A 22,027-nucleotide genomic window follows, 5' to 3' on the forward strand; every position below is an offset into this window, starting at 1 on the left:
CAACCTTTTTTTAAATACAATACCGTAATGGCTTATTCGAACAATGATTTAGCGCGTTTCTTAGATGCGCAAAACAAACTTTATCTTACCGCTCTTTCCGAAATTGGAAAAGGGAAAAAAGAAACACATTGGATGTGGTTTATTTTTCCGCAAATAAAAGGTTTGGGCAAAAGCGATACTGCCAATCTTTATGCTATTAATGATTTAAAAGAAGCTTCTGATTACTTGGAACATCCCATTTTAGGAAAACACCTAATTGAAATTTCTGAATTGCTGTTAACGTTTAAGATGAAATCAGCTGATGGAATTTTTGGGGATTTAGATGCTCGTAAATTACGTTCGTGCATGACTTTGTTTTCTTTGGTAGAAAATGCAAATCCAATATTTCAGGAAATTCTGGAAGCTTTCTTTTCTGGAGAAACAGATCCGCTTACATTGTCTATTATTAATTCAACTATAAAATCACCTGTCGAAGCTGTTTTATAATTACAGATTCGTTGTGATTCTTTACATCAAAGGCACTACTTTACTGTAGTGCCTTTTTTTGTATTACCTATATCCGGATATTTAATCTCTTCGTGAAATCTTCTCTTTTTAAAATAATTAGCCCTAACTTGCATATAATCAACCGCAAATCTTATTAATCATGACTGAAAAAATTAAGGCATTGCAGCTTATACATTTTGGAGTTTGCGCCGGAACCGTAATTATTTATCTGATTGTAGGTGATTTTTCAATCCAAAAACTTAGTATTCCACCTATAGATTCATCTTCGGCCGTTTATGTTGCAATTCCGGTTTTGGCTTTTGTATTAAGCAGTGTATTATTCAAAACACAATTAAAACAAATTGATCCGAAATTGAAGCTCGAAGATAAATTACCTGTTTATCAAACAGCATCCATTATGCGCTGGGCTATTTTAGAAGGCGCTGCATTTTTAATCTTATTCCTTAAACCTGACTTTGTTTTATTTGGAATCCTAATCATAATTTATCTTCTTTTCTTAAGACCAACTGAAGAGAGAATTACCAACGATTTATCTGACTATTAATCTTTTAAATGCAATAAAAAAGCGCCTTGTTAATCAAAGCGCTTTTCATTTTATGGATAAAGTTTCAAACTTGAAATCAATATTTTATACTTCTTTTGGTTTCGTTAAATAATAAACTGGAATTCCTGTAACCATAATTAACACTCCCCATCCACAGGTTGAGAATTTTGTAATTAATAGAGAAACACAAATCGCAGCAGCAATGATAATGTATAACATTGGCAGAATTGGATATCCAAAAGCTTTGTAAGGTCTTTCTACATCTGGCATTTTTCTTCGTAAGATGAAAATTCCGTAAATCGTTAGAATGTAAAAAATCAATACAATGATGATTACAAAATCTAATAAATCACCATATTTTCCTGTCAAACACAAAGCCGAAGCCCAAATACACTGTGCCCAAAGTGCCCAAGATGGAACGCTGGAATTATTTAAAGTTGCTGCTTGTTTAAAAAACAAACCGTCTTTCGCCATTGTATAATACACTCTTGCACCTGCCATAATTAATCCGTTGTTGCAGGCAAAAGTCGAAATCATAATCATAATTGCAATGATTAAAGCTCCAATATTTCCGAAGATATAATCTGAAGCGACAACTGCTACACGATCAAATTTTGCTGTGGCTATTTCATCAAAAGGAATTACAGCTAAGTACATAATGTTTGTTAAAACGTAAATAATCGTTACTATAAACGTTCCTAAGAACAAACTAAAACCTACATTTCGTTTTGGATTTTTAATTTCTCCTGCAATAAATGTAACTCCGTTCCAAGCATCACTTGAAAATAATGATCCAACCATCGCAGCCGAAATACCGCTAATTAAAGCAGTTCCGCTAATAGGAAGCCAAGAACCTGTTTCTTTATTAAATGAACGTGTACTCCAAGCATCTGCCCAATTTGCGTCCCAAACAGAAGCTTTTGCGGCAAGCGTTAATCCAAACACGATTAATCCAAGCAATGATAAGATTTTAATAATTGTTAAAACGGTTTGAAGAATTTTTCCGTTTTTTACTCCGCGGCTGTTTATAAAAGTTAGAATTACAATAGTAAGAATAGAGACCAACTGTGCTGCATTGAGTTTAAAAGAACCTAATTCGTATAAAATATTTTCGTCGCTTAAAGGTTCATAAAGATAAGCGGCAAATTTTGAGAAAGCTACTCCAACCGCTGCAATTGTTCCGGTTTGGATTACTGCAAAAAAACTCCAGCCATATAAAAAGGCTATTAATTTATTGTAGGCTTCTTTAAGATACACATACTGTCCTCCTGCTTTAGGAAACATCGCACTTAGTTCTCCATAACTTACTGCCGCAATAATGGTGATTAATCCTGAAATGAGCCAGATTAATGTCAGCCAGCCGGCAGATCCAACTTGTCGGGCAATATCGGCGCTTACAATAAATATTCCAGATCCAATCATAGAACCTACCACAAGCATGGTTCCATCTAAGAGTCCGAGTTCTCTTTTAAAATGTTCTTGTTCGTTTTCTTGCATTTTTTTGGTTTTAGGGTTGGTTAAAGATATACTTTTTTCCGAAATTCTAATCTTGAAATTCCAAATTCTACTTATTCTATAAATCCTTTTTGATAACATATTAAGTAAAAATTCAAATTACGGTTTTCCATAAAATATAACTTTTGAAGGTATCTACATTTGAAATTAAGAAACAAGGATAATAAATTTAAAAGTATGGCTAGAATAATTATACAAGATGATACTACTATAAATCTCGCTTCAGATACAAAAATTCAAACTCAAGGATTTGTTAGCGATAGGGATTTATTAAAAAGGCGATCTAAAAAATATTTAGACTTAATTGCTGGACTAGATGCTAAAACTTTAACAGATACAAAAGGAATGGATGAACTTCAAAAAGCTATTCATGAAGAATTTGGCATCGCTGAGATTGCCAGTTTACCATTAGGCATTTTATCAAAATGCTTTTTGGGACATCCTTATGAAGTACATACGTTAGACTTAAGTGGAAGCCAAATTATTAAGCATTATACCGGAGCAGAAACCATGGAGCCACAATTTGAAAAAGCACGTTCAGTCGCTAAACATAATGCCTATGCAATGGTTGAAATCTACAATGATAAAATTATTCTAATACGAGAAGACGGAACTGCGTCAAAATTATAACAACAATAAACTTAAATACTATGTCACAACAAGTAATCTCATATGCCGACCTTTCCATAATAAATAGTGCATTAAGGTCTATTAGTTCAGATATGAAAGGTGTTCATTCTGAATTAGGTACATTGAATTTCAAACAAGATCAATTAGAAAGTGAATTGGTAAAACTAGCCGATTCTTTTTCTGATTTTGTCGAAGCTGATTTAAAACACAAAGCTTTGCAGCTTGCCGAAACTAGACAAGGAAATCTAAAACAGGATTTACAAATCAAATTTGGTTATTATGCTGAAGTACGAAGAATGGCGACAGGCATTCTCCAAGGAGTAGATACGGGAGTAATAGGCGAAGACACACTACGCTTTACTACCGAAGAAGTAATGATCAAAGCGCCAGGTTATTGGCTAGCCCCTGCATTGGTATCTTTAACCGCATGGATACGAAATGATAAAAATACAACAGAAATAGCTTTGAATGAAGCTTTGAAAAGAGATGATTATAAAACAACTTTATTTTTTATGATGGTCATGCGTCGATTAATACGCAATGATTCCAGTTTAAAATGGCTGGAACGTTATTTTATGCATCAAAATCCTCACAATCTTGATCGGGAGTTTATTATTATTTTGGAAGCAGTTACAACAGGTGTTTTCCCCCCTGCAGCACGTCAATTAATGATGATAAATGTTAAAAACTGGCTAGATCAACTTACACAAGGAGATACATTTATAAATGAACAAAAATCACAGTGGGTTAATTTTTTCGAGGCAACGGGACCTTTATCTGATGGTAAATATCCTTTACTTGAGAAGTTTGCCATTAATTGGAATTCATTAGAAAACTCTTTAAAAGAAGCAAAAACACATGACATTATAAGTACTCATTTTAACGGTATTATCTCTTCCTCTTCTGATTTTTCAAAAAGCACTAAAGTGCAATTAGATGAAATTTTATCTTTATTGGTTACCAATTTTGATGACGAAGAACTTCCTCTACAGGAACAGGTTAGATTTAATCAGCTAATCATTCAAATGGATGGAGATAAAAATGCTGCACAGGCTTTAATGGATGCTGAAAAACATATTTTTAATGAGCAAGTTGATTTTTTACAATTACTAACCAATGCTTCTTTTAATCCTGAATTATCTGGAGCAACAAAAGTAACACAGGCACTTGCTGTTTCAATAAGTCAGCCTTGGATATTAGAAGCATACGATACTTTTGTGGCTCAATGTCGAAATAAAATTCCACAATTTGTTGAATTGTCAATCGATAATTTTAAGGCTTCTCTCAAAGATGGAAGTGAAGAAAATGAACTGCTAAAAGAACAAGAAATTTTCTATGATAAAATCTTAGAAGCAGAATTAGGAAAACTTTCTTTTCCATACGCATTAGTAATTATAGGCATATTAGTCTGTCTTTTAGGAGTATGGCTCTTTACGTTTCAAACATTCGTTGGTATTTTAGGTTTAGCAGCTGGTGCTGTCATTATTTGGAATTCGATTAATACACACAAAAAAGCTAAAAATAAAACTATTGAAAATGTATCCGAACGAAGACAAAAAGGCAAAGAAGTCTTAAGAGGCTGTATTGCTGAAACCGTAGACTATAGAATAGAGCATCTTTTTGAAGATAATAAAGCTGAACAAGTAAGACATCTTATTTCATCTATTACTCCAGAAGATTTTTCGAGTGTATCTAAAGAAGCTGCAAGAAGTATACTTTAACAATAAAAATCAATCTATTATGACAAAAATAATTTTAGTCAGTGATTCTGAAGAATCTCAGAATACTGCCAATGAAACAAAAAAAGAGACAAAAATAAAACCCAATCTTTTTCAAGGAAGAACCGAAGCTGAATTACAAAACGCAAAATTTCCGGATTGGGATATTGTTCCACCAACTCAATTTATTAATCCGAGAATTAAAAATCAACAATGAAAGGACCTGAAACTTATTCTGAATGGATAAATCTACTCAATAAATTTGGTGATGGAGATGATTTAGTACTTGACGAACTTAATCTAGGAGCATTTGTTATAGACGCTGGAACTGCAAATCGTTTCTATACTAAAGTGGAAGAAATCTATAAAAAAAGAAAACAAATTTGGTTGAATAAATTTCAAAGATTTTTTGATTTACAAAAATTAAAGACAGAAGACGATTTCGAAATTGCTTTAAGAAATGGGAAACAAAATCTCCAGATTTTAAAAAACTTTATTTCAATAAAAGGTCTTCCCAAAGATTTGCAAAAGACATTAAGAGAAGATTTGGAAAGCTTTATTACTGAAGTTAGAACTTCACTAAAAACTAATAATGCGAAAGGTGCTAGAAGAAGTGAAAAAATAGAACTTTTATTAAATTCTTTTCAACTCACATCTGATTTTGAAGAAAAAACAAATTCAAAAACATTAACTAAGGACACTAATATAATTGCTCCAACGAGCAGAAAAATAATATTCTAAATGGCAAATAAAATAGAATTCAAAACATCGCTCTTAAGAATGTTCAGAGCAAGAATACCATTTATTTCAATTCGAAGCATAGAACGAGCAAGAGTTTTAGAAGTTATTCAACAGTTGGCAGAAGAAATTAATATTCCTATTTATTTTCATAATTTATCTCATGGAACTATTGACATAAAGTCAAAAAAAAGCGTTAATGATGATCGTTCCGTTGCTGGTGGTTTGGACTATGCTGTTCAAAATATATCACAAAGACAAAATTTGACTTTTGTTTTTACAGAAGTAAGTGATATTGAAGATGACAATCTTGTTTCTAGACATTTATATGACTGTGTTATTCAAGCTATAGAGCGTGGAGGAAGCATATGTTTAATTACTACAAAAACGATCTGGCCTCAATTGCAGCGTTTAGGAATGACAATTACATTAGACGCTCCCAATGAAGATGAAATGTTAGAAGTTGTAAAAGAATGTGTCACACCATATAAAGGTTCAATTCCTTTAGAATGGGAAGAAACAGATTATAAAATGGCTGCCGCTATTTTAGCAAATATGACCAAAATTGAAGCTGAAAATGTTTTGGCAACTCAAATGGCTAAAGGTTCTTTAACCAAAGAAGATATAAAAGAACTTAGCAATGCAAAAGATAAATTATTTAGTGACATCTCGGGATTGGAAAAAGTAAAAATAGATCCTTCTACTCTTTCAGTTGCAGGATTAAACGGTTTACAGCATTGGCTTGATAATCAAAAACAACTTTTAACAGCTGACTTAAAAGCTAGAAAAATGAGACCTCCTAGAGGTGTTTTATTAGTTGGGGTTCCTGGATGCGGAAAATCTCTATCTGCAAAATTCATTGCAGCAAACTGGAATTTACCTTTATATCGTTTAGATCTAGCTGCTATTCAGGGACAATATCTTGGACAATCTGAAAACAGACTTAAAGAAGCTTTAGCATCTGCAGATAATGCTGCACCGTGTGTACTGTGGATTGATGAAATTGAAAAAGGGCTTTCAGGTGCAAATGGATCTAATGATGGGGGAACCTCAACAAGAATGGTGGGACAATTTTTGTTTTGGCTTCAGGAAAGTATGGCAAAAGTTTTTGTGGTTTCAACCGCAAATGACGTTAGTAAATTACCTCCTGAGCTTTTGAGAAGAGGTCGATTTGATGAATTATTCTTTGTCGATCTTACTGGTGAAACTGAAAGAAAAGATATTATTAATCTTTACATAAAACGCAATTTATTAAACGAACCTTCATCTAATACTTTAAATGATTTAGTTGAAATTTCAAATGGCTTTGCAGGTTCTGATATTGAAGGAGCAGTGAGAGATATTGCTATTCAAGCAGTAATTCATGGAGATAATATTGTTGATGATAATCTTTTTCAAAAATGTTTTAAAAATATTGTTCCCTTAAGTCAAACTGCACCAGAAAAAATTGAGTCAATTAGAATTTGGGGACGCGAAAGAGCTGTTCCAGCATCAGGAGTATCTTGGGAAACATCATTAAGTGATAAAGTACACGGAAAACGTTCTATAATTATTTAAATAAAACTGCAAGAATATTTTGCAGTTTTATTTATTAATTGCCCAGACAAATATTAAACAAAAAAAATACTTATCTAAAAGTTTTTCTTAGCGAAAACTCTAAAGCAAAGGCAACAAAAAAAAATAAAATACTAAAAATCAACCAATTAAATTCGGTTATAAAATTTTTTATTTCACGTTATTTGGTGTCATTTTTTTACTAAATTTGATAAAGAAGCAAATTAATCTTAAAAACCCAGTAATTACTTTAACAATTGTTCACTAATTTCATTGAACAATAATCCACCTCAAGATTATTGATCAGTTATAGATAGAAACAACTTTATATAAGGCAGAAATTAATATTAACCTACTAATATTTAAGTTTATGTATAAGGTTCAATCTTTAAAAAACTTGCGCTTGCCAAATGTTTTTATTCTTATATTGATCGTATTTATTTCGTGTGCACTCTTAATTTTTATTAATTTTTTCACGATTAAAATTCTTTCAGCCAATAGAGCTTATATAAATGGCGAATCTCATTACTCAAAAGGACAGAAAGATGCTTCCCGTCATCTTATCACCTATTTGTATAATAAAGATCCTAATCAATGGAAATTATACAATGAAGAATTAAAAGTCCCTATGGGCGACGGTATTGCGAGAAAAACTCTTCTAAAAGTCGGCGATAATGAAATTGCCAGACAAGGTTTCTTAACAGGACGTAATCATAGTGATGATTTGAATGACATTGTCTGGTTATTTGTGAATTTTAAAAAAGTCCCATTTCTCGCAAAAGCAATTCATGAGTGGGAACAAGGAGATAATTTGATTGATGAACTTTTTATAATTGGAACACAAATTAATGCCAAAATTCAGTTTAACTCTTTAACAGCAGATGACCAGAAAAAGTTTCTTCACCAAATAAGCACTATAAGTGATAGGCTTACTATTAATGAACGTAATTTCTCTAATACTTTAGGAGAAGGAACCAGAAAAATAAAAACGCTTTTAACTATAACCAATATTATATTTATTCTGATTATCGTTTTAAGTGTTTGTTCGTATTATTCGATTATGGTAAAACGATTGACTATTTCTAAAAAAGAAATTGAGGTCAAAAATGAAAACTTAATTTTAGTCAATCACGAATTAGATCGTTTTGTTTATAGCGCATCGCACGATTTACGGTCTCCCATAACTTCTCTAAAGGGCTTAATTGAAATCACACAACTGGAAGATGATATTGATCAGATTAAAAATTATCTTCAATTAATGCATAAAAGCCTCACAAAGCAGGATCAGTTTATAAGTGACATTATTGATTATTCTAAAAACAAGAGAAAACAAATTGTAACGGAACCCGTAAGTCTTCGCGAACTGTTTAATGAGGTCATTTCACAATTAATGCACATTGAAAATGCTAATAAAATAACTTTCACCCAAGAATTATTAGTCGATGAAATCGAAAGTGATTCATTGCGTTTGAAAATCATTATCAGCAATCTACTTTCAAATGCTATTAAATATGCTGATAATAATAAGAAAGAAATGTTCATTTCTATTAAATCTTATATTCTGGATGGTTTTAATAAAATTGAAGTCACTGATAATGGAATTGGAATCAATGATGAGTGCAAAGAACACATTTTTGAAATGTATTACGGCACCAATAAAAACAAAGGTTCAGGCTTAGGCCTTTATATTGTGAAAGAGGCTGTAGAAAATATCAAAGGAAACATTTCAGTATTTTCTGAAAGTAACATTGGAAGTAAATTTATTGTAGCTATTCCTGCTTCTTATGGAATTTAATCCCGTATTTCTTATAATCGACGACAATTTAATTGATCAGCTTGTTACACAACAATTGCTGAAAAAAGTACTGCATGTTAATCAGGTCGTGATTGTAAACAATGGTCAGGAAGGTTTGCAATGGATTTTAAATAGTAAAAAAGAAACCGAAAAATTAATCGTTTTACTTGACATTCAAATGCCAGTAATGAATGGTTTCGAATTTTTAGAAGAATTCCAAAAATTAAATGACGGGATTAAAAATGAAATCCAGATTTATATTGTTTCATCGACTTTGGATCCGGATGAAATTCATCAGGTAAAGAAAAATAAAAACGTTTCTGGTTTTTTAAGCAAACCGCTTCCTACAGATAATTTAAGAAAGTTTTTTATCCCTTGATTTTTATTCTAAAATGCGGTTTACTTGTGAAAAAGATCTTTGGTAATAGGGTTCTCTTGTAGAAGAAATAATCACACCTCCGTGGGTTGAAGAATGTACAAATTTAATTTCGCCGTCAGCATTCTCAACCACCATACCTACGTGGTTAATATAACGTCTGCCATTGGTTTTAAAGAAAATCAAATCTCCTTTTTGCGCTTCTGCTGAAGCCACTTTAATACCAATTCGGGATTGCTCTATAGAACTTCTTGGTAATTTTATATCGAAATTGCCAAACGTACAATACATTAAACCAGAACAATCAAAACCTGCTTTTGTTATTCCTCCAGATCTATAACGTGTTCCGATATTTTCGGTTGCGTTTGAAATTAATTGCTCTATTAATTCTGAATGATTTCCTACACGAAAAAGGGTTGAATCTGTCTTCACATTAGTGTTGTCAGCAATTTGTATGTTTTCTTCTTTAATAGGTTCAATTTCGCTAGATTCTTTAACTGAATTTAGAACTTCTATAGCATCTGCTTTTTCTTTGGTAGTCTTTATTTTCAAGATAGAACCAACTCGTAATTTCTTTTTAGCAGATGGATTTTGCTTTTCTAATTCTGCAACTGTTATTCCGTATCTTTTTGCAATGGCATATTTTGTTTCTTTCGACTGAACCTCAACAGCAATTTCAACTTCATTTGATGGCATAATATCAGACTTTGAAGTCTCTCTAGCTGTAGTAGAATTTATTACCGATGCTACGGCATTTGAAGGAATAATAATCTGCTGCCCTATTTTCAAACCTTCTGTTTCAAGAGAGGGATTTGCTTTCTTTAAATCATCAACAGAAACATTATATTTTTTTGAGATTCCCCAAAGTGTTTCTTTTGCTAGGACTTCATGCGAACCTGAGTTATTAACTATAGCTTCAGATTTTGGTTCTTTAATCTCAGATTTAGTTTTTCCTTGTGCAACACTTTTATTTTTACTCGGAATTAAAAGTACTGAGTTTAGTTTTAGAATTTTAGGAGCGTTTGGATTTGCATCGGTTATGTCTTTTACTCTTACTCCGTATTTTTTAGCAATAACAGAAAGATTATCTCCTTGCGAAATTTTGTGCTTTATAAAATTATCCTGCGCAAAAGCTCCAACACTGAAAAAAATCAAAACTACTACAAATCTAAAAACCATATTTCTCTTTTAAATTAATACTATTGTTTTAAGTCTTATTACATAATTCAACTCAAAAATTACAAATATATTACGTCAATTGCGAATTTAACGCTTAAATCAACAAAAACCATAATTTTTAACAATTAATTTACCTCAAATTTACAAGGGACGAACAACAATTCGAGTCAACTTTTTGACATGCAGTTTTTTAAGAAAATATTATATTTTTTTCTTACACTGCTTAGATTGACTGAACAACTTCATGTACTTCAAAACGAGATTTTGGTAAAACAGATGGATGTGCCCAATCGTTTAAATCTGCATATCCTACTGTAACCGAAAACAAAGGTCTAAATCCATCTTTAGGCAATATCTGCTTATATCCTTCAAGATTAATTCCTTCCATTGGCGTAGCATCAAGCCCCATACTTGCACAAGCACTCAAAAAATAACCTAAAGAAATATAAACCTGATGTTCCATCCAAGATTTTGTTGCAGCATCTCCATTTGACTTTATCAATGGCTCATAAAAAAGAGTTCTCCATGCCTCAGGCAAAATTGAAAGATTGCGTTTTTCAAAATACTCAATATCTTCCATAACACAGAATACTACCAGCAGACCAACATCATTAATTGATTGTTCATTCATGTACGATTCGGCAGCTAATTCCCTTTTTACCTTTTCATTAGTAACAAAGATAAACTTCCATGGCTGACTATTAATAGAGGAAGGACTTAATCGAATTATTTCCTTTAAATCTTGAATGTTATCTAAAGATATCTTTCTCGTAATATCATATTTTTTTGCTGAATATCTACTTTTTGCAAGGTCTAAAAAACTCATATTATTTTTTTTATTTTATACTATACTTTTTACCGTTGCTAAAATAAATATAGTATATTATATTTGCAATAACGGTTAAAATTGATAGTAGCAGATGTATAGTATAGACAACAAACGATATCCATGCAGCACAAGCCTAACAATGAAGTACATAGGTGGCAAATGGAAAGCAGTTATCCTTATTCATTTAATTAAAAAAAAGCGATATAGCGAATTAAAAAAAGAATGTAAAGTTATTACAGAACGAACATTAAGCCTTCAATTAAAAGAACTTGAAGAAGATGGTTTAATCACACGAACTGTACATGTAACTAAACCTCCATTGAAAGTGGATTATGAATTAACGGATTTTGGAAGAACACTCATTCCCGTACTTGACATCATAGCGCAATGGGGAGATCAAACTGCTGAAACTCTAAAACTTGAAAAAAGTGATCTTTTTAAATAATTATTTTACTTTCAATCAACAACAACATCAGCACAGATATTGAGCTAAATTTTGAAACAGTAAGCATTATAAAAAACTACTATTAAAAACAGTATTCAAAAACAAATTAAATTAGTCATAAAAAAACGCCCTGTTTAACACAGAGCGTTTTATTTTTATAATTGAATCTAAAAGATTAGGCTTTTCCAGCTGCAATTAAATTTAATGCAGAACCCGCAACAAACCATCCTATTTGCCCTTCGTTATACGTATGATTGGCCAAAATAATATCTTTTGTACCATTTGTGTGAACGAATTCTAATGTTAGTGGTTTTCCTGGTGCAAATTCGGTTAAATCTAAAAAGTTGATAGTATCATCTTCTTGAATTTTATCGTAATCGGCTTCGTTTGCAAAAGTCAATCCTAAAAGACCTTGTTTTTTAAGGTTTGTTTCGTGAATACGAGCGAAAGATTTCACTAATACTGCTTTAACACCTAAGAAACGTGGTTCCATAGCCGCGTGCTCACGAGAAGAACCTTCACCGTAATTATGATCTCCAACCACAATAGATGGAACTCCAGCTGCTTTGTATGCGCGGGCAACAGCAGGAACCGCATCATATTGTCCAGTTAATTGATTTTTAACTGAATTTGTTTTTTGATTATAGGCGTTTACAGCACCAATCAACATATTATTAGAAATATTATCTAAATGTCCACGGAAGCGTAACCAAGGCCCAGCCATAGAAATGTGGTCTGTAGTACATTTTCCAAATGCTTTAATTAATAATTTAGCACCTGTAATGTTTTTACCATCCCAAGCTTCAAATGGAGCTAATAATTGTAAACGTTCGGATGTTGGATTTACTACCACTGTAACTCCAGAACCATCTTCAGCTGGAGCTTGGAATCCCGGATCTTCAGCATAAAAACCTTTCGCAGGAAGCTCATCTCCCATTGGTTCATCAAGCATTACTTCTTCTCCATCTTCATTAATTAATTTATCGGTTAATGGATTAAATCCTAAATCACCTGCAATTGCCAAAGCTGTTACCAATTCTGGAGAACCCACGAAAGCTAAGGTATTTGGGTTACCATCTGCACGTTTTGAGAAGTTACGATTGAAAGAGTGCACAATTGTATTTCTTTCTTCTTTTTCGGCACCTTCTCTATCCCACATACCAATACATGGTCCGCAGGCATTTGCAAATACTGTAGCATTGATTTTATTGAAAGTGTCGATAAATCCGTCTCTTTCAATTGTAGATCGTACAACTTCTGAACCTGGAGTTATAGTAAACTTCGCTTTCGTTTTTAAATTCTTTGCTGCTACTTGTTTTGCTAAAGAGGCCGCACGAGAAATATCTTCGTAAGATGAGTTTGTACAAGAACCTATTAAACCTACTTGAACTTGTAATGGCCAGTTATTTTTGATTGCTTCTTCTTTCATTTTAGAAATTGGAGTAGCCAAATCTGGAGTAAAAGGACCGTTTAAATGTGGTTCTAATGTAGATAAATTGATTTCGATTACTTGATCAAAATATTGTTCTGGATTTTCATACACCTCTGGATCTCCAGTTAAATAAGGAGCTATTTTATCTGCTGCATCTGCTACATCTGCCCTATTTGTAGAACGCAAGTAACGGCTCATAGAATCATCGTATCCAAAAGTTGAAGTAGTTGCTCCAATTTCAGCTCCCATGTTGCATATAGTTCCTTTACCTGTACAAGACATTGCTTTTGCACCTTCTCCAAAATATTCAACTATTGCTCCAGTACCCCCTTTTACAGTCAAAATACCGGCAACTTTAAGAATAACATCTTTTGGAGCAGTCCATCCTGATAATTTCCCAGTTAATTTAACTCCAATAAGTTTCGGAAATTTAAGCTCCCAAGCCATTCCTGACATAACATCTACAGCATCTGCTCCACCAACACCAACTGCAACCATTCCTAAACCACCTGCATTTACAGTATGAGAATCGGTACCAATCATCATTCCGCCAGGAAATGCATAATTTTCAAGTACCACTTGGTGAATAATTCCGGCACCTGGTTTCCAGAAACCAATTCCGTATTTATTAGAAACAGAAGACAAGAAGTCGAAAACTTCATTACTTTGTGTTTTTGCTCTAGCCAAATCGGTTACGGCATCCACTTTTGCCTGAATTAAGTGATCACAGTGAACCGTTGTTGGAACTGCTACTTTTGATTTCCCAGCGTGCATAAACTGTAATAATGCCATTTGCGCAGTTGCATCCTGACATGCCACACGATCTGGTGCAAAATCAACATAGTCAACTCCTCTTCCAAACGCCTTGGTTGGATTTCCTTCCCAAAGGTGATTGTATAAAATTTTCTCTGTTAAAGTAAGCGGACGACCAACAATCTCACGCGCTTTATCAACTCGCGCAGGCATGTTCTCATACACTTTTTTAATCATTTCAATATCAAAAGCCATAGATTTTTTTGTTTTTATTATTGTTTTTTGAACATCACAAGTTACAAAAAATAGAACAATTATTACTAAAAAAGCCCGAGTTTTACGACTCGGGCTTTTAAAATATTCTTAAATAATCTTCTGATTACATTACTAACTGTTTGTTAGAAGGTGCAAACTTAGTCAAATTGATTCCGTCTACCGCAGCAGTATATTCTGCCATAGTTGGAGTTCTACCTAAAATTGTAGAAAGAACCACAACTGGAGTAGATGAAAGTAATGATTCTCCTTTTTTACCTTCTTTATCCTCTACAACTCTTCCTTGGAATAAACGAGTAGATGTTGCCATTACTGTATCTCCTTTAGCTGCTTTTTCTTGGTTACCCATACAAAGGTTACATCCTGGACGCTCTAAATACAACATATTTTCGTATTCAGTACGAGCTGCACCTTTAGGGGCATTGTCGTCAAATTCGAAACCAGAGTATTTTTGTAAAACTTCCCAGTCACCTTCAGCTTTCAACTCATCAACAATGTTGTAAGTTGGAGGAGCCACAACTAGAGGAGCTTTAAATTCAACTTTTCCTTGTTGTGCTTCAACATTTTTCAACATCTGAGCAAGGATTTTCATATCTCCTTTGTGAACCATACACGAACCAATAAATCCAAGATCTACTTTTTTATCTCCGCCATAGAAAGATAATGGTCTGATAGTATCGTGAGTATAACGTTTAGAAACATCTTTGTTATTTACATCTGGGTCAGCGATCATCGGCTCAGCGATTTCATCTAAATCAACTACAACTTCAGCATAATATTTCGCATTTGCATCTGGAGTTAAAGCTGGTTTTTCGCCAGATTTAATTTCAGTAATTCTCTTATCTGCTTTGTTGATTAAACCTTGAAGAACTTGTCTGTCGTTATCCATTCCTTTGTCGATCATGATTTGGATTCTGCCTTTAGCAATTTCCAATGATTCGATCAAAGTATCGTCTTCAGAAATACAGATAGAAGCTTTTGCTTTCATTTCTGCAGTCCAGTCTGTAAATGTAAACGCTTGGTCAGCAGTAAGAGTTCCGATATGAACCTCGATGATTCTACCTTGGAATACGTTCTCACCGTTGAATTTCTTAAGCATTTGAGCTTGAGTAGCATGAACCACATCACGGAAATCCATATATTCTTTCATATCTCCTTTGAAAGTTACTTTTACAGATTCCGGAATTGGCATAGAAGCCTCACCAGTAGCTAATGCAAGAGCAACCGTTCCTGAGTCAGCACCAAAAGCAACACCTTTAGACATTCTAGTATGAGAGTCACCACCAATAATGATTGCCCATTCGTCAATAGTAATATCATTAAGTACTTTGTGGATAACATCAGTCATTGAGTGATAAACACCTTTTGGGTCACGAGCTGTAATCAAACCGAAGTTGTTCATGAATTTCATCAATTTAGGAATGTTAGCCTGAGCTTTTTTATCCCAAACCGAAGCAGTATGACAACCCGATTGGTAAGCACCATCAACAATTGGAGAAATCACTGTAGCAGCCATAGACTCCAATTCTTGAGCTGTCATAAGACCAGTAGTATCTTGCGAACCTACAATATTTACTTCAACTCGAACGTCAGATCCAGCGTGCAACACTTTTCCTGGAGCAATTCCAACAGCATTTTTGTTGAAGATTTTTTCAACTGCGGTTAAACCTTGTCCTTCGTTAGAAATTTCTTTTGATGGAGCAAATACAGCAGGAGCTTCGATATCTAATACTTTAGCAGCAAAAGTCTGCAGTTTTTTACCAAATACAATTGCGTAAGATCCTCCAGCTCTAATGAATTCTTTCTTTTGAGGAGTAAATGATCTAGAAATATCAATTAATTCTTGATCACCACTGTATAATTTTTTAGTTTGAGTATTGATTGTCAAAACAGTTCCTGTAGCCACAGAATAAGCTTGCTCAAGAATTGGCTCGTTGTTTTCGTTCAATACAGGTTTTCCATCTGCATCTAATTTTTTAACCCAGTTTTTAAGGTCAATCCCTATACCTCCAGTAACATCAACTGTAGTAAGGAAAATTGGAGAAATACCATTTGTACCTCCAACAATTGGAGCAATATTTACGAATGGAACGTATGGGCTTGCTTGTTTTCCTGTCCAAAGTGCCACGTTGTTTACACCCGACATTCTAGAAGATCCAACTCCCATTGTACCTTTTTCAGCAATTAACATCACGCTTGCATCTGGATGTTTTGCCTGCAATGCTTGAATTTCCTCTTGTGCTTGAGGTGTAATCATACATTTACCGTGAAGTTCACGATCTGAACGAGAGTGGGCTTGGTTTCCTGGAGAAAGTAAATCTGTAGAGATATCTCCTTCACCAGCAATATAGGTAACAACTTTAATTTCTTCAGGCACTTCAGGAAGTTTAGTGAAGAATTCAGCTTTTGCATAACTTTCAATAATTTCTTTAGCGAACGGATTACCATTTTTGAACGCTTCTTTTAAACGGTCAGTATCTGCATCATAAAGAAATACTTGTGTTTTAAGAACTTCGGCCGCTTCTTTAGCAATAGAAGCATCATTTCCTAGAGCTAAATCCAACAACACTTCAATTGAAGGTCCACCCTTCATGTGCGATAATAATTCAAAAGCAAAAGCAGGTGAAATCTCTTCTACAACAGATTGACCTAAAATGATTTCTTTTAAAAACTTTGCTTTTTCACCTGCGGCACTTGTAGTACCTGGTAATGTATTGTAAATAAAAAACTTAAGAGAGTCTTCGCGGTATGCGTTATCAACATCTTTAATTTGAGAAATGATTTCGCTTAATAACTCAGCTCCATCAATTGGTTTTGGGTGTAACCCTTGATTTTTTCTTTCTTCAATTTCTTGAAGATAATCCTGATAAATATTCATAATAAAAGCGGATTTATTTTTTTGAGGCAAATTTAAGCATTAAACACGATAATTAAAAAAAATTTAATAGAACAAGCCATTTCAAAAATTATTATTGCTAAAAAACGATTTTCACTGCTTGTTTTTGTCAAAAAATCAATTTTATATTAAAATAATGAATTATTAACATTTAAAAATCTTTTCTTTAACAAAGTCGAAATTTGATGTTATAAAGGAAGTGAGATTTTTACCTCTATTTTAGAAAAGAACCTTTCTAAATTAGAATTTATAACGTTATAGTTGATACTTTGAAGTCTTTTTTCTGACACTTGTCGAATTTAGAATTCCCCAGAATTTGAGTTATTTTTTGCTTAAAAACAAAAAATCCTGATAACGCATTATCAGGATTTTTATGAAGTATGGTATTTAAAAATTACATCAGCTTTTTAATGATTGCTTCTTCAGTAATTCCTTCTGCATCGGCTTTGTAATTTTTGATAATTCTATGACGAAGAATTCCTGTTGCTACTGCTTGAACATCTTCAATATCTGGTGAAAACTTACCATTGAAAGCGGCATGTGCTTTTGCAGCCAGAATCAAATTCTGTGAAGCTCTTGGTCCCGCGCCCCAATCTAAATAGTTTTTCACAAAATCATTTGTCAAAGCATTGTCAGGACGTGTTTTGCTCACCAAAGTTACCGCGTACTCAATAACATTATCTGCCACTGGAATCCTGCGGATCAGATGTTGGAAATCTATAATTTCCTGAGCCGTAAACAATGGTTTGATATCTACTTTATTATCTGATGTAGTTTGTTTTACTACTCTTACTTCTTCTTCAAAAGTGGGATATTCCAATTTAATTGCAAACATAAAACGATCTAATTGCGCTTCTGGAAGCGGGTAAGTTCCTTCCTGCTCAATTGGGTTTTGAGTAGCTAATACAAAATAGGGTAAATCTAATTTATAATTCTGCCCAGCAATAGTCACCGAACGTTCCTGCATGGCTTCTAATAATGCCGCTTGCGTTTTAGGCGGCGTTCTGTTGATCTCGTCAGCAAGAATAATATTTGAAAAGATTGGTCCTTTTATGAATTTAAAATGTCTGTTTTCATCTAAAATTTCACTTCCCAAAATATCCGAAGGCATTAAATCCGGAGTAAATTGAATTCTTTTAAAGTCTAAACCTAAAGCCTGAGACAAAGTATTTATCATTAAGGTTTTTGCCAAACCGGGAACACCAATTAAAAGTGCGTGTCCGCCTGAAAATATACATAGTAAAATTTGGTCTATAACGGCATCCTGCCCTACAATGATTTTTGCTATTTCGTTTTTTAATTCGCTTCGTTTCTGAACTAAATTGTGAATTGCTGTTACGTCAGACATTTATGAGTGTATTTAAAATTAAAAAGAGTTAACTTTATGAATTCATAAAACTAACTCTTTTTATTTATTTAATAAAAATTATTTTTTTAACCAGTTATTAGCAAAACTACAGTCTCTGTATTCACCAATAATCTTAATGTAGGTGTCTTTAATTTTAGCATCAAACCATTTTGCAATTGCATTGATTTGTTTTTCTTTTAATGCTAATTCTTTAATTTTAGTGTAATCTTTAGCATAATCAGCTGTATGTTCGTCAATTCTATTGGTAACAGTGATTAGTTTATATGTTTTCTTTCCTCTGTCATCTGTATTTAAAAGTGGCTGAGAAATTTCATCATCTTTTAAATTTGACACCTGACCATATAAAGTAGGATCCATTTTTGTCAATTCAAAACGAGTATCTTGAGTATTTGGATTTACTAAAGTTCCTCCGTTTGCTCTAGTTTCTTTTTCATCAGATTCTGCTCTTGCTGCATCTGCAAACGAAATTTCTTTGTTTATAATTTTAGCTCTAACATTGGCTAATCTTTCTTTTGCATCCTTTAAAGCACTTTCAGAAACTACAGGAGCAATTAATATGTGACGTAATTCTACTTCTTGTCCTTTAATTTTGTCTACCATAATAATATGGAACCCGAAAGATGTTTCAAATGGCTGCGAAATTTCACCTTCTTGCAAACTAAACGCAACATCTTTAAACTCTTTTACGAAAGGTGTTTTACGAGTCATTTTATAATATCCTCCGTTTGGAGCTGATCCTGGATCTTGTGAATATAAAACGGCTTTAGTAGCAAAACTTGACCCTTCCAAAACATCTTTTCGAATTGCATTTAATCGGTCGATTACTTTTTGCTTATCTTCTTTAGAAACTTTTGGTTCGGCTACAATCTGCGCTACTTCCATTTCGGCACCAAAAGTTGGCAATTCGTCTTTTGGTATTTTTTTAAAGAAATTACGAACTTCTTCAGGAGTGATTTCTACATCTTTTACGATTTTATCTCTCATTTCTGAAGCAAGTTTTTGCTCTTTTAAAATATCTGCAAAATATGTTTTAAACTCTTCTACTGAACTTTTTTTATAATAAGCAACTACTTTATTAATATCTCCAACCTGCTGAATCATGTAATTCAGACGCTCTTCCATCATGCTTCTTACTTCGGCATCACTAACAATAATACTATCTTGAATAGCTTGGTGGGCGTATAATTTATCTTCTAAAAGTTTACCAAGCATTTGACATCTTGTAATGTCTTTTATGCTTCCTCCTTGACTTGTGATTTCTAAAAAGCCTTTGTCAATATCAGAATCCAAAACGATATAATCTCCTACTGTCGCAATAATACCATCAATTTTAAGCTTTCCACCTGAATGAGTTTCTGCTGGTTTTTCAGCCACAACATCAGGAATTATTTCTTGTGCTGACACAATTGACGTGAAAAAAAGTGAAAAACAAAACATCATTACAAACTTGTAATCAATTGTTTTTGGCTGTAATTTTTTTAATAACATTTATTCAAATTTTATTTTAATGTAAAATCGCTTGGTATTTAATTCAATCTTAAACTTTTAGAATTTTAAAAGTCTATCAATAAACCTTAGTTCTTATAACTAATAACGAACAAAAATAACAATTCAATTACATAATACAACTATCGGCTATAGTATTAACAAAAAATTATATGGATTAAAATAAAATCCAATAACACACTTGTTTACAAAAGTATGTTCTATATTATTTAAGTCATCGAAAAAAGAGCTTCAACTATAACGTTTTAGAAAAGTTTTTAACACTACAACGTTTTCGCTTCAAACTATTTTCTTACAAAATGAATTCGCTTCAAAAAAAAACTACTTTTGATGCGTAATTAATAATTTATTATGCTTAAAAATATAAATACGTATATTTTAAGCCGTAAAAATTAATAATTACGAAACTTTATTAATTTAACCTTAACCACATCTATTATGAAAAAACCTATTTCAAGATTCTTCTTGATGGCCGTCACATTGGCATTTTTGTACTCATGTTCTCAAAATGAGACAAATGACATTGATGCTAAAGCAGAAAGCCAGCAGTTTAAAATTATTAATGTTACGCATCACGATGGAAAACCATTTAGTACAGGTACTTCCTCTTCTCTAACCGGAAAATATGTAGACAACCCTGGCGGCGGTGTTATGATGCAGGCATTTTATTGGGATGTTCCTGCTGGTGGAAACTGGTGGAATACCGTAAGCAGTAAAGTAACCGCTTGGGGAAATGCCGGAATTGGTTCGATTTGGCTTCCGCCAGCTTCAAAAGCACAGAATGGTGCATTTTCTATGGGATACGAACCAACAGATTATTTTGATTTTGGAGATTACAACCAAAATGGAAGTATTGAAACAAGATTTGGATCGAAAACCGAATTGGTAAATTTGATCACTGCTGCTCATAACGAAAACATCAAAGTTTATGCAGATATCGTAATTAACCATAACAGCGGCGGACAATCTGAAGCAAATCCATTTACGGGAACCAATACATGGACTAATTTTACAGGAGTTGCTTCGGGTAAGTTTCCTCGTAACTATAATGATTTTTACAAAAACAGTTACGGAAACAATGACGAAGGTTCTTTCGGAGGTTTTCCTGATTTATGCCATGCTGCACCAAATGTTCAAAACTGGCTTTGGCTTAGAGCTGATGGTGTTGGAAAATATTATAAAAATACCATGAAATTTGATGGCTGGAGATTTGACTACGTAAAAGGTTTTGGTGCATGGGTTGTAAATGCATGGAATGCTAATGTTGGCGGATTTTCGGTTGGAGAATTATGGGATTCCAATGTAAATGTATTAAATGACTGGGCAAACAATGCCAACAGTTCTGTTTTTGATTTTGCATGTTACTATAAAATGAATGACGCTTTTGACGGAAACAATTTGGCTTTGTTAAATGATGACATGATGTGGAAGCGTAACCCATACAAAGCCGTGACATTTGTAACCAATCACGATACAGATGAAATTTGGAACAAATTGTTAGCGTATTCCTATATATTAACTCACGAAGGTTATCCGACCATTTTCTATAGAGATTATGAAGAATGGCTAGACAAAAATAAACTAAACAACTTAATCTGGATTCATAACAATAAAGCAACTGGAACAACTTCTATTTTATATTCTGATAATGATGAATATGTGGCGAGAAGAAACGGTTATAACGGAAATCCAGGATTGGTAGTTTATATTAACAATTCAGATGTTTGGCAGGAAAGATGGATTCAGACCAACTGGGCCAATACTCAAATTAAAGATTTTACAGGAAACTCAACTTGGTACCCGACTACACAAGCAGACAAATGGGTAAAAATACAATGTCCTCCAAAAGGATATTCAATTTGGTCAATTAATCAGTAATTTAAAAATGACTATGTAAGGCTGTTGCAAAACAGCCTTATTTTTTTGTTCGAAAATCCAGTTAAAAGAAAGACTTCCAAATTTAAGAAC

The 22,027-nt window shown here is 33.2% G+C and carries 18 protein-coding genes; 11 read left to right on the forward strand and 7 right to left on the reverse strand.

Annotation, left to right across the window (positions count from 1 at the left end):
- Window positions 1-27: 27 nt before the first annotated feature.
- Together P2W75_RS00105 and P2W75_RS00110 are read left to right on the forward strand one after the other, a co-directional pair.
- Window positions 28-486 carry a DUF1810 domain-containing protein gene (locus P2W75_RS00105; RefSeq protein WP_276378468.1) on the forward strand — a complete coding sequence of 153 codons (459 nt, stop codon included), beginning with the start codon at window positions 28-30 and terminating at the stop codon, window positions 484-486.
- Window positions 487-646: 160 nt separating this feature from the next.
- Window positions 647-1,051: an MFS transporter gene (locus P2W75_RS00110; RefSeq protein ID WP_207297482.1), complete on the forward strand. Its 405-nt coding sequence runs from the start codon at window positions 647-649 to the stop codon at window positions 1,049-1,051.
- Between the two features lie 84 nt (window positions 1,052-1,135).
- Here P2W75_RS00110 and P2W75_RS00115 read toward each other — a convergent pair whose 3' ends face one another.
- Complete coding sequence (locus P2W75_RS00115) at window positions 1,136-2,548, reverse strand: APC family permease (protein WP_276378469.1); 1,413 nt, start codon at window positions 2,546-2,548, stop codon at window positions 1,136-1,138.
- 195 nt (window positions 2,549-2,743) lie between these two features.
- Between P2W75_RS00115 and P2W75_RS00120 the strand changes: the two genes are divergently transcribed.
- The 7 genes from P2W75_RS00120 (at window position 2,744) to P2W75_RS00150 (ending at window position 9,380) form a co-directional block, all read left to right on the forward strand.
- Window positions 2,744-3,196, forward strand: coding sequence for a hypothetical protein (locus P2W75_RS00120; protein ID WP_276378470.1), 453 nt, complete (start codon window positions 2,744-2,746; stop codon window positions 3,194-3,196).
- Window positions 3,197-3,216: 20 nt separating this feature from the next.
- The gene (locus tag P2W75_RS00125) at window positions 3,217-4,917 is read left to right on the forward strand and encodes a hypothetical protein (RefSeq protein ID WP_276378471.1); all 1,701 of its coding nucleotides are present in this window, start codon (window positions 3,217-3,219) and stop codon (window positions 4,915-4,917) included.
- Window positions 4,918-4,936: 19 nt separating this feature from the next.
- Complete coding sequence (locus P2W75_RS00130; RefSeq protein WP_276378472.1) at window positions 4,937-5,131, forward strand: hypothetical protein; 195 nt, start codon at window positions 4,937-4,939, stop codon at window positions 5,129-5,131.
- Window positions 5,128-5,655 (forward strand): hypothetical protein, encoded by a 528-nt coding sequence (locus P2W75_RS00135; protein WP_276378473.1) that lies wholly within the window; start codon window positions 5,128-5,130, stop codon window positions 5,653-5,655. The genes P2W75_RS00130 and P2W75_RS00135 overlap by 4 nt, the downstream gene beginning before the upstream one ends.
- Window positions 5,656-7,209 (forward strand): ATP-binding protein, encoded by a 1,554-nt coding sequence (locus P2W75_RS00140; protein ID WP_276378474.1) that lies wholly within the window; start codon window positions 5,656-5,658, stop codon window positions 7,207-7,209.
- Between the two features lie 367 nt (window positions 7,210-7,576).
- Entirely contained in the window at window positions 7,577-9,001 is a 1,425-nt protein-coding gene (locus P2W75_RS00145) for a HAMP domain-containing sensor histidine kinase (protein ID WP_276378475.1), read from the forward strand.
- Window positions 8,991-9,380 carry a response regulator gene (locus tag P2W75_RS00150; RefSeq protein ID WP_276378476.1) on the forward strand — a complete coding sequence of 130 codons (390 nt, stop codon included), beginning with the start codon at window positions 8,991-8,993 and terminating at the stop codon, window positions 9,378-9,380. Before P2W75_RS00145 ends, P2W75_RS00150 begins: the two co-directional genes overlap by 11 nt.
- A 3-nt stretch (window positions 9,381-9,383) precedes the next feature.
- On the opposite strand, the gene P2W75_RS00155 is transcribed toward P2W75_RS00150, so the two are convergent.
- Window positions 9,384-10,556, reverse strand: coding sequence for a LysM peptidoglycan-binding domain-containing protein (locus tag P2W75_RS00155; protein ID WP_276378477.1), 1,173 nt, complete (start codon window positions 10,554-10,556; stop codon window positions 9,384-9,386).
- Window positions 10,557-10,779: 223 nt separating this feature from the next.
- The gene (locus P2W75_RS00160; protein WP_276378478.1) at window positions 10,780-11,382 is read right to left on the reverse strand and encodes a nitroreductase family protein; all 603 of its coding nucleotides are present in this window, start codon (window positions 11,380-11,382) and stop codon (window positions 10,780-10,782) included.
- 94 nt (window positions 11,383-11,476) lie between these two features.
- On the opposite strand from P2W75_RS00160, the gene P2W75_RS00165 reads away from it, so the two are divergent.
- Window positions 11,477-11,830 (forward strand): helix-turn-helix domain-containing protein, encoded by a 354-nt coding sequence (locus tag P2W75_RS00165; RefSeq protein ID WP_276378479.1) that lies wholly within the window; start codon window positions 11,477-11,479, stop codon window positions 11,828-11,830.
- 175 nt (window positions 11,831-12,005) lie between these two features.
- Here the strand turns inward: P2W75_RS00165 and P2W75_RS00170 are convergent, their stop codons facing one another.
- From P2W75_RS00170 to P2W75_RS00185, 4 genes are all read right to left on the reverse strand, one after another.
- A complete protein-coding gene (locus P2W75_RS00170) occupies window positions 12,006-14,270 on the reverse strand; it encodes an aconitate hydratase (protein ID WP_276378480.1) in 2,265 nt (754 codons plus the stop codon).
- A 124-nt stretch (window positions 14,271-14,394) separates the two neighbouring features.
- The gene (locus tag P2W75_RS00175; protein WP_276378481.1) at window positions 14,395-17,166 is read right to left on the reverse strand and encodes a bifunctional aconitate hydratase 2/2-methylisocitrate dehydratase; all 2,772 of its coding nucleotides are present in this window, start codon (window positions 17,164-17,166) and stop codon (window positions 14,395-14,397) included.
- A 412-nt stretch (window positions 17,167-17,578) separates the two neighbouring features.
- Window positions 17,579-18,532, reverse strand: coding sequence for a MoxR family ATPase (locus P2W75_RS00180; protein ID WP_207297491.1), 954 nt, complete (start codon window positions 18,530-18,532; stop codon window positions 17,579-17,581).
- Between the two features lie 78 nt (window positions 18,533-18,610).
- A complete protein-coding gene (locus P2W75_RS00185; RefSeq protein ID WP_276378482.1) occupies window positions 18,611-20,041 on the reverse strand; it encodes a peptidylprolyl isomerase in 1,431 nt (476 codons plus the stop codon).
- A 456-nt stretch (window positions 20,042-20,497) separates the two neighbouring features.
- Here P2W75_RS00185 and P2W75_RS00190 point away from each other — a divergent pair, with 456 nt between their 5' ends.
- Window positions 20,498-21,937 (forward strand): alpha-amylase, encoded by a 1,440-nt coding sequence (locus P2W75_RS00190; RefSeq protein ID WP_276378483.1) that lies wholly within the window; start codon window positions 20,498-20,500, stop codon window positions 21,935-21,937.
- The last annotated feature ends 90 nt before the right edge of the window (window positions 21,938-22,027 follow it).

Source organism: Flavobacterium sp. H4147, from assembly GCF_029360735.1.
In the GTDB taxonomy this organism is placed as follows: domain Bacteria; phylum Bacteroidota; class Bacteroidia; order Flavobacteriales; family Flavobacteriaceae; genus Flavobacterium; species Flavobacterium endoglycinae.

What these genes read in the sequence shown, in the direction of transcription:
- P2W75_RS00105 (WP_276378468.1), top strand. Translation starts at nt 28, where the DNA reads ATGGCTTATTCGAACAATGATTTAGCGCGTTTCTTAGATGCGCAAAAC.
- P2W75_RS00110 (WP_207297482.1), top strand. Translation starts at nt 647, where the DNA reads ATGACTGAAAAAATTAAGGCATTGCAGCTTATACATTTTGGAGTTTGC.
- P2W75_RS00115 (WP_276378469.1), bottom strand. Translation starts at nt 2,548, where the DNA reads ATGCAAGAAAACGAACAAGAACATTTTAAAAGAGAACTCGGACTCTTA.
- P2W75_RS00120 (WP_276378470.1), top strand. Translation starts at nt 2,744, where the DNA reads ATGGCTAGAATAATTATACAAGATGATACTACTATAAATCTCGCTTCA.
- P2W75_RS00125 (WP_276378471.1), top strand. Translation starts at nt 3,217, where the DNA reads ATGTCACAACAAGTAATCTCATATGCCGACCTTTCCATAATAAATAGT.
- P2W75_RS00130 (WP_276378472.1), top strand. Translation starts at nt 4,937, where the DNA reads ATGACAAAAATAATTTTAGTCAGTGATTCTGAAGAATCTCAGAATACT.
- P2W75_RS00135 (WP_276378473.1), top strand. Translation starts at nt 5,128, where the DNA reads ATGAAAGGACCTGAAACTTATTCTGAATGGATAAATCTACTCAATAAA.
- P2W75_RS00140 (WP_276378474.1), top strand. Translation starts at nt 5,656, where the DNA reads ATGGCAAATAAAATAGAATTCAAAACATCGCTCTTAAGAATGTTCAGA.
- P2W75_RS00145 (WP_276378475.1), top strand. Translation starts at nt 7,577, where the DNA reads ATGTATAAGGTTCAATCTTTAAAAAACTTGCGCTTGCCAAATGTTTTT.
- P2W75_RS00150 (WP_276378476.1), top strand. Translation starts at nt 8,991, where the DNA reads ATGGAATTTAATCCCGTATTTCTTATAATCGACGACAATTTAATTGAT.
- P2W75_RS00155 (WP_276378477.1), bottom strand. Translation starts at nt 10,556, where the DNA reads ATGGTTTTTAGATTTGTAGTAGTTTTGATTTTTTTCAGTGTTGGAGCT.
- P2W75_RS00160 (WP_276378478.1), bottom strand. Translation starts at nt 11,382, where the DNA reads ATGAGTTTTTTAGACCTTGCAAAAAGTAGATATTCAGCAAAAAAATAT.
- P2W75_RS00165 (WP_276378479.1), top strand. Translation starts at nt 11,477, where the DNA reads ATGTATAGTATAGACAACAAACGATATCCATGCAGCACAAGCCTAACA.
- P2W75_RS00170 (WP_276378480.1), bottom strand. Translation starts at nt 14,270, where the DNA reads ATGGCTTTTGATATTGAAATGATTAAAAAAGTGTATGAGAACATGCCT.
- P2W75_RS00175 (WP_276378481.1), bottom strand. Translation starts at nt 17,166, where the DNA reads ATGAATATTTATCAGGATTATCTTCAAGAAATTGAAGAAAGAAAAAAT.
- P2W75_RS00180 (WP_207297491.1), bottom strand. Translation starts at nt 18,532, where the DNA reads ATGTCTGACGTAACAGCAATTCACAATTTAGTTCAGAAACGAAGCGAA.
- P2W75_RS00185 (WP_276378482.1), bottom strand. Translation starts at nt 20,041, where the DNA reads ATGTTATTAAAAAAATTACAGCCAAAAACAATTGATTACAAGTTTGTA.
- P2W75_RS00190 (WP_276378483.1), top strand. Translation starts at nt 20,498, where the DNA reads ATGAAAAAACCTATTTCAAGATTCTTCTTGATGGCCGTCACATTGGCA.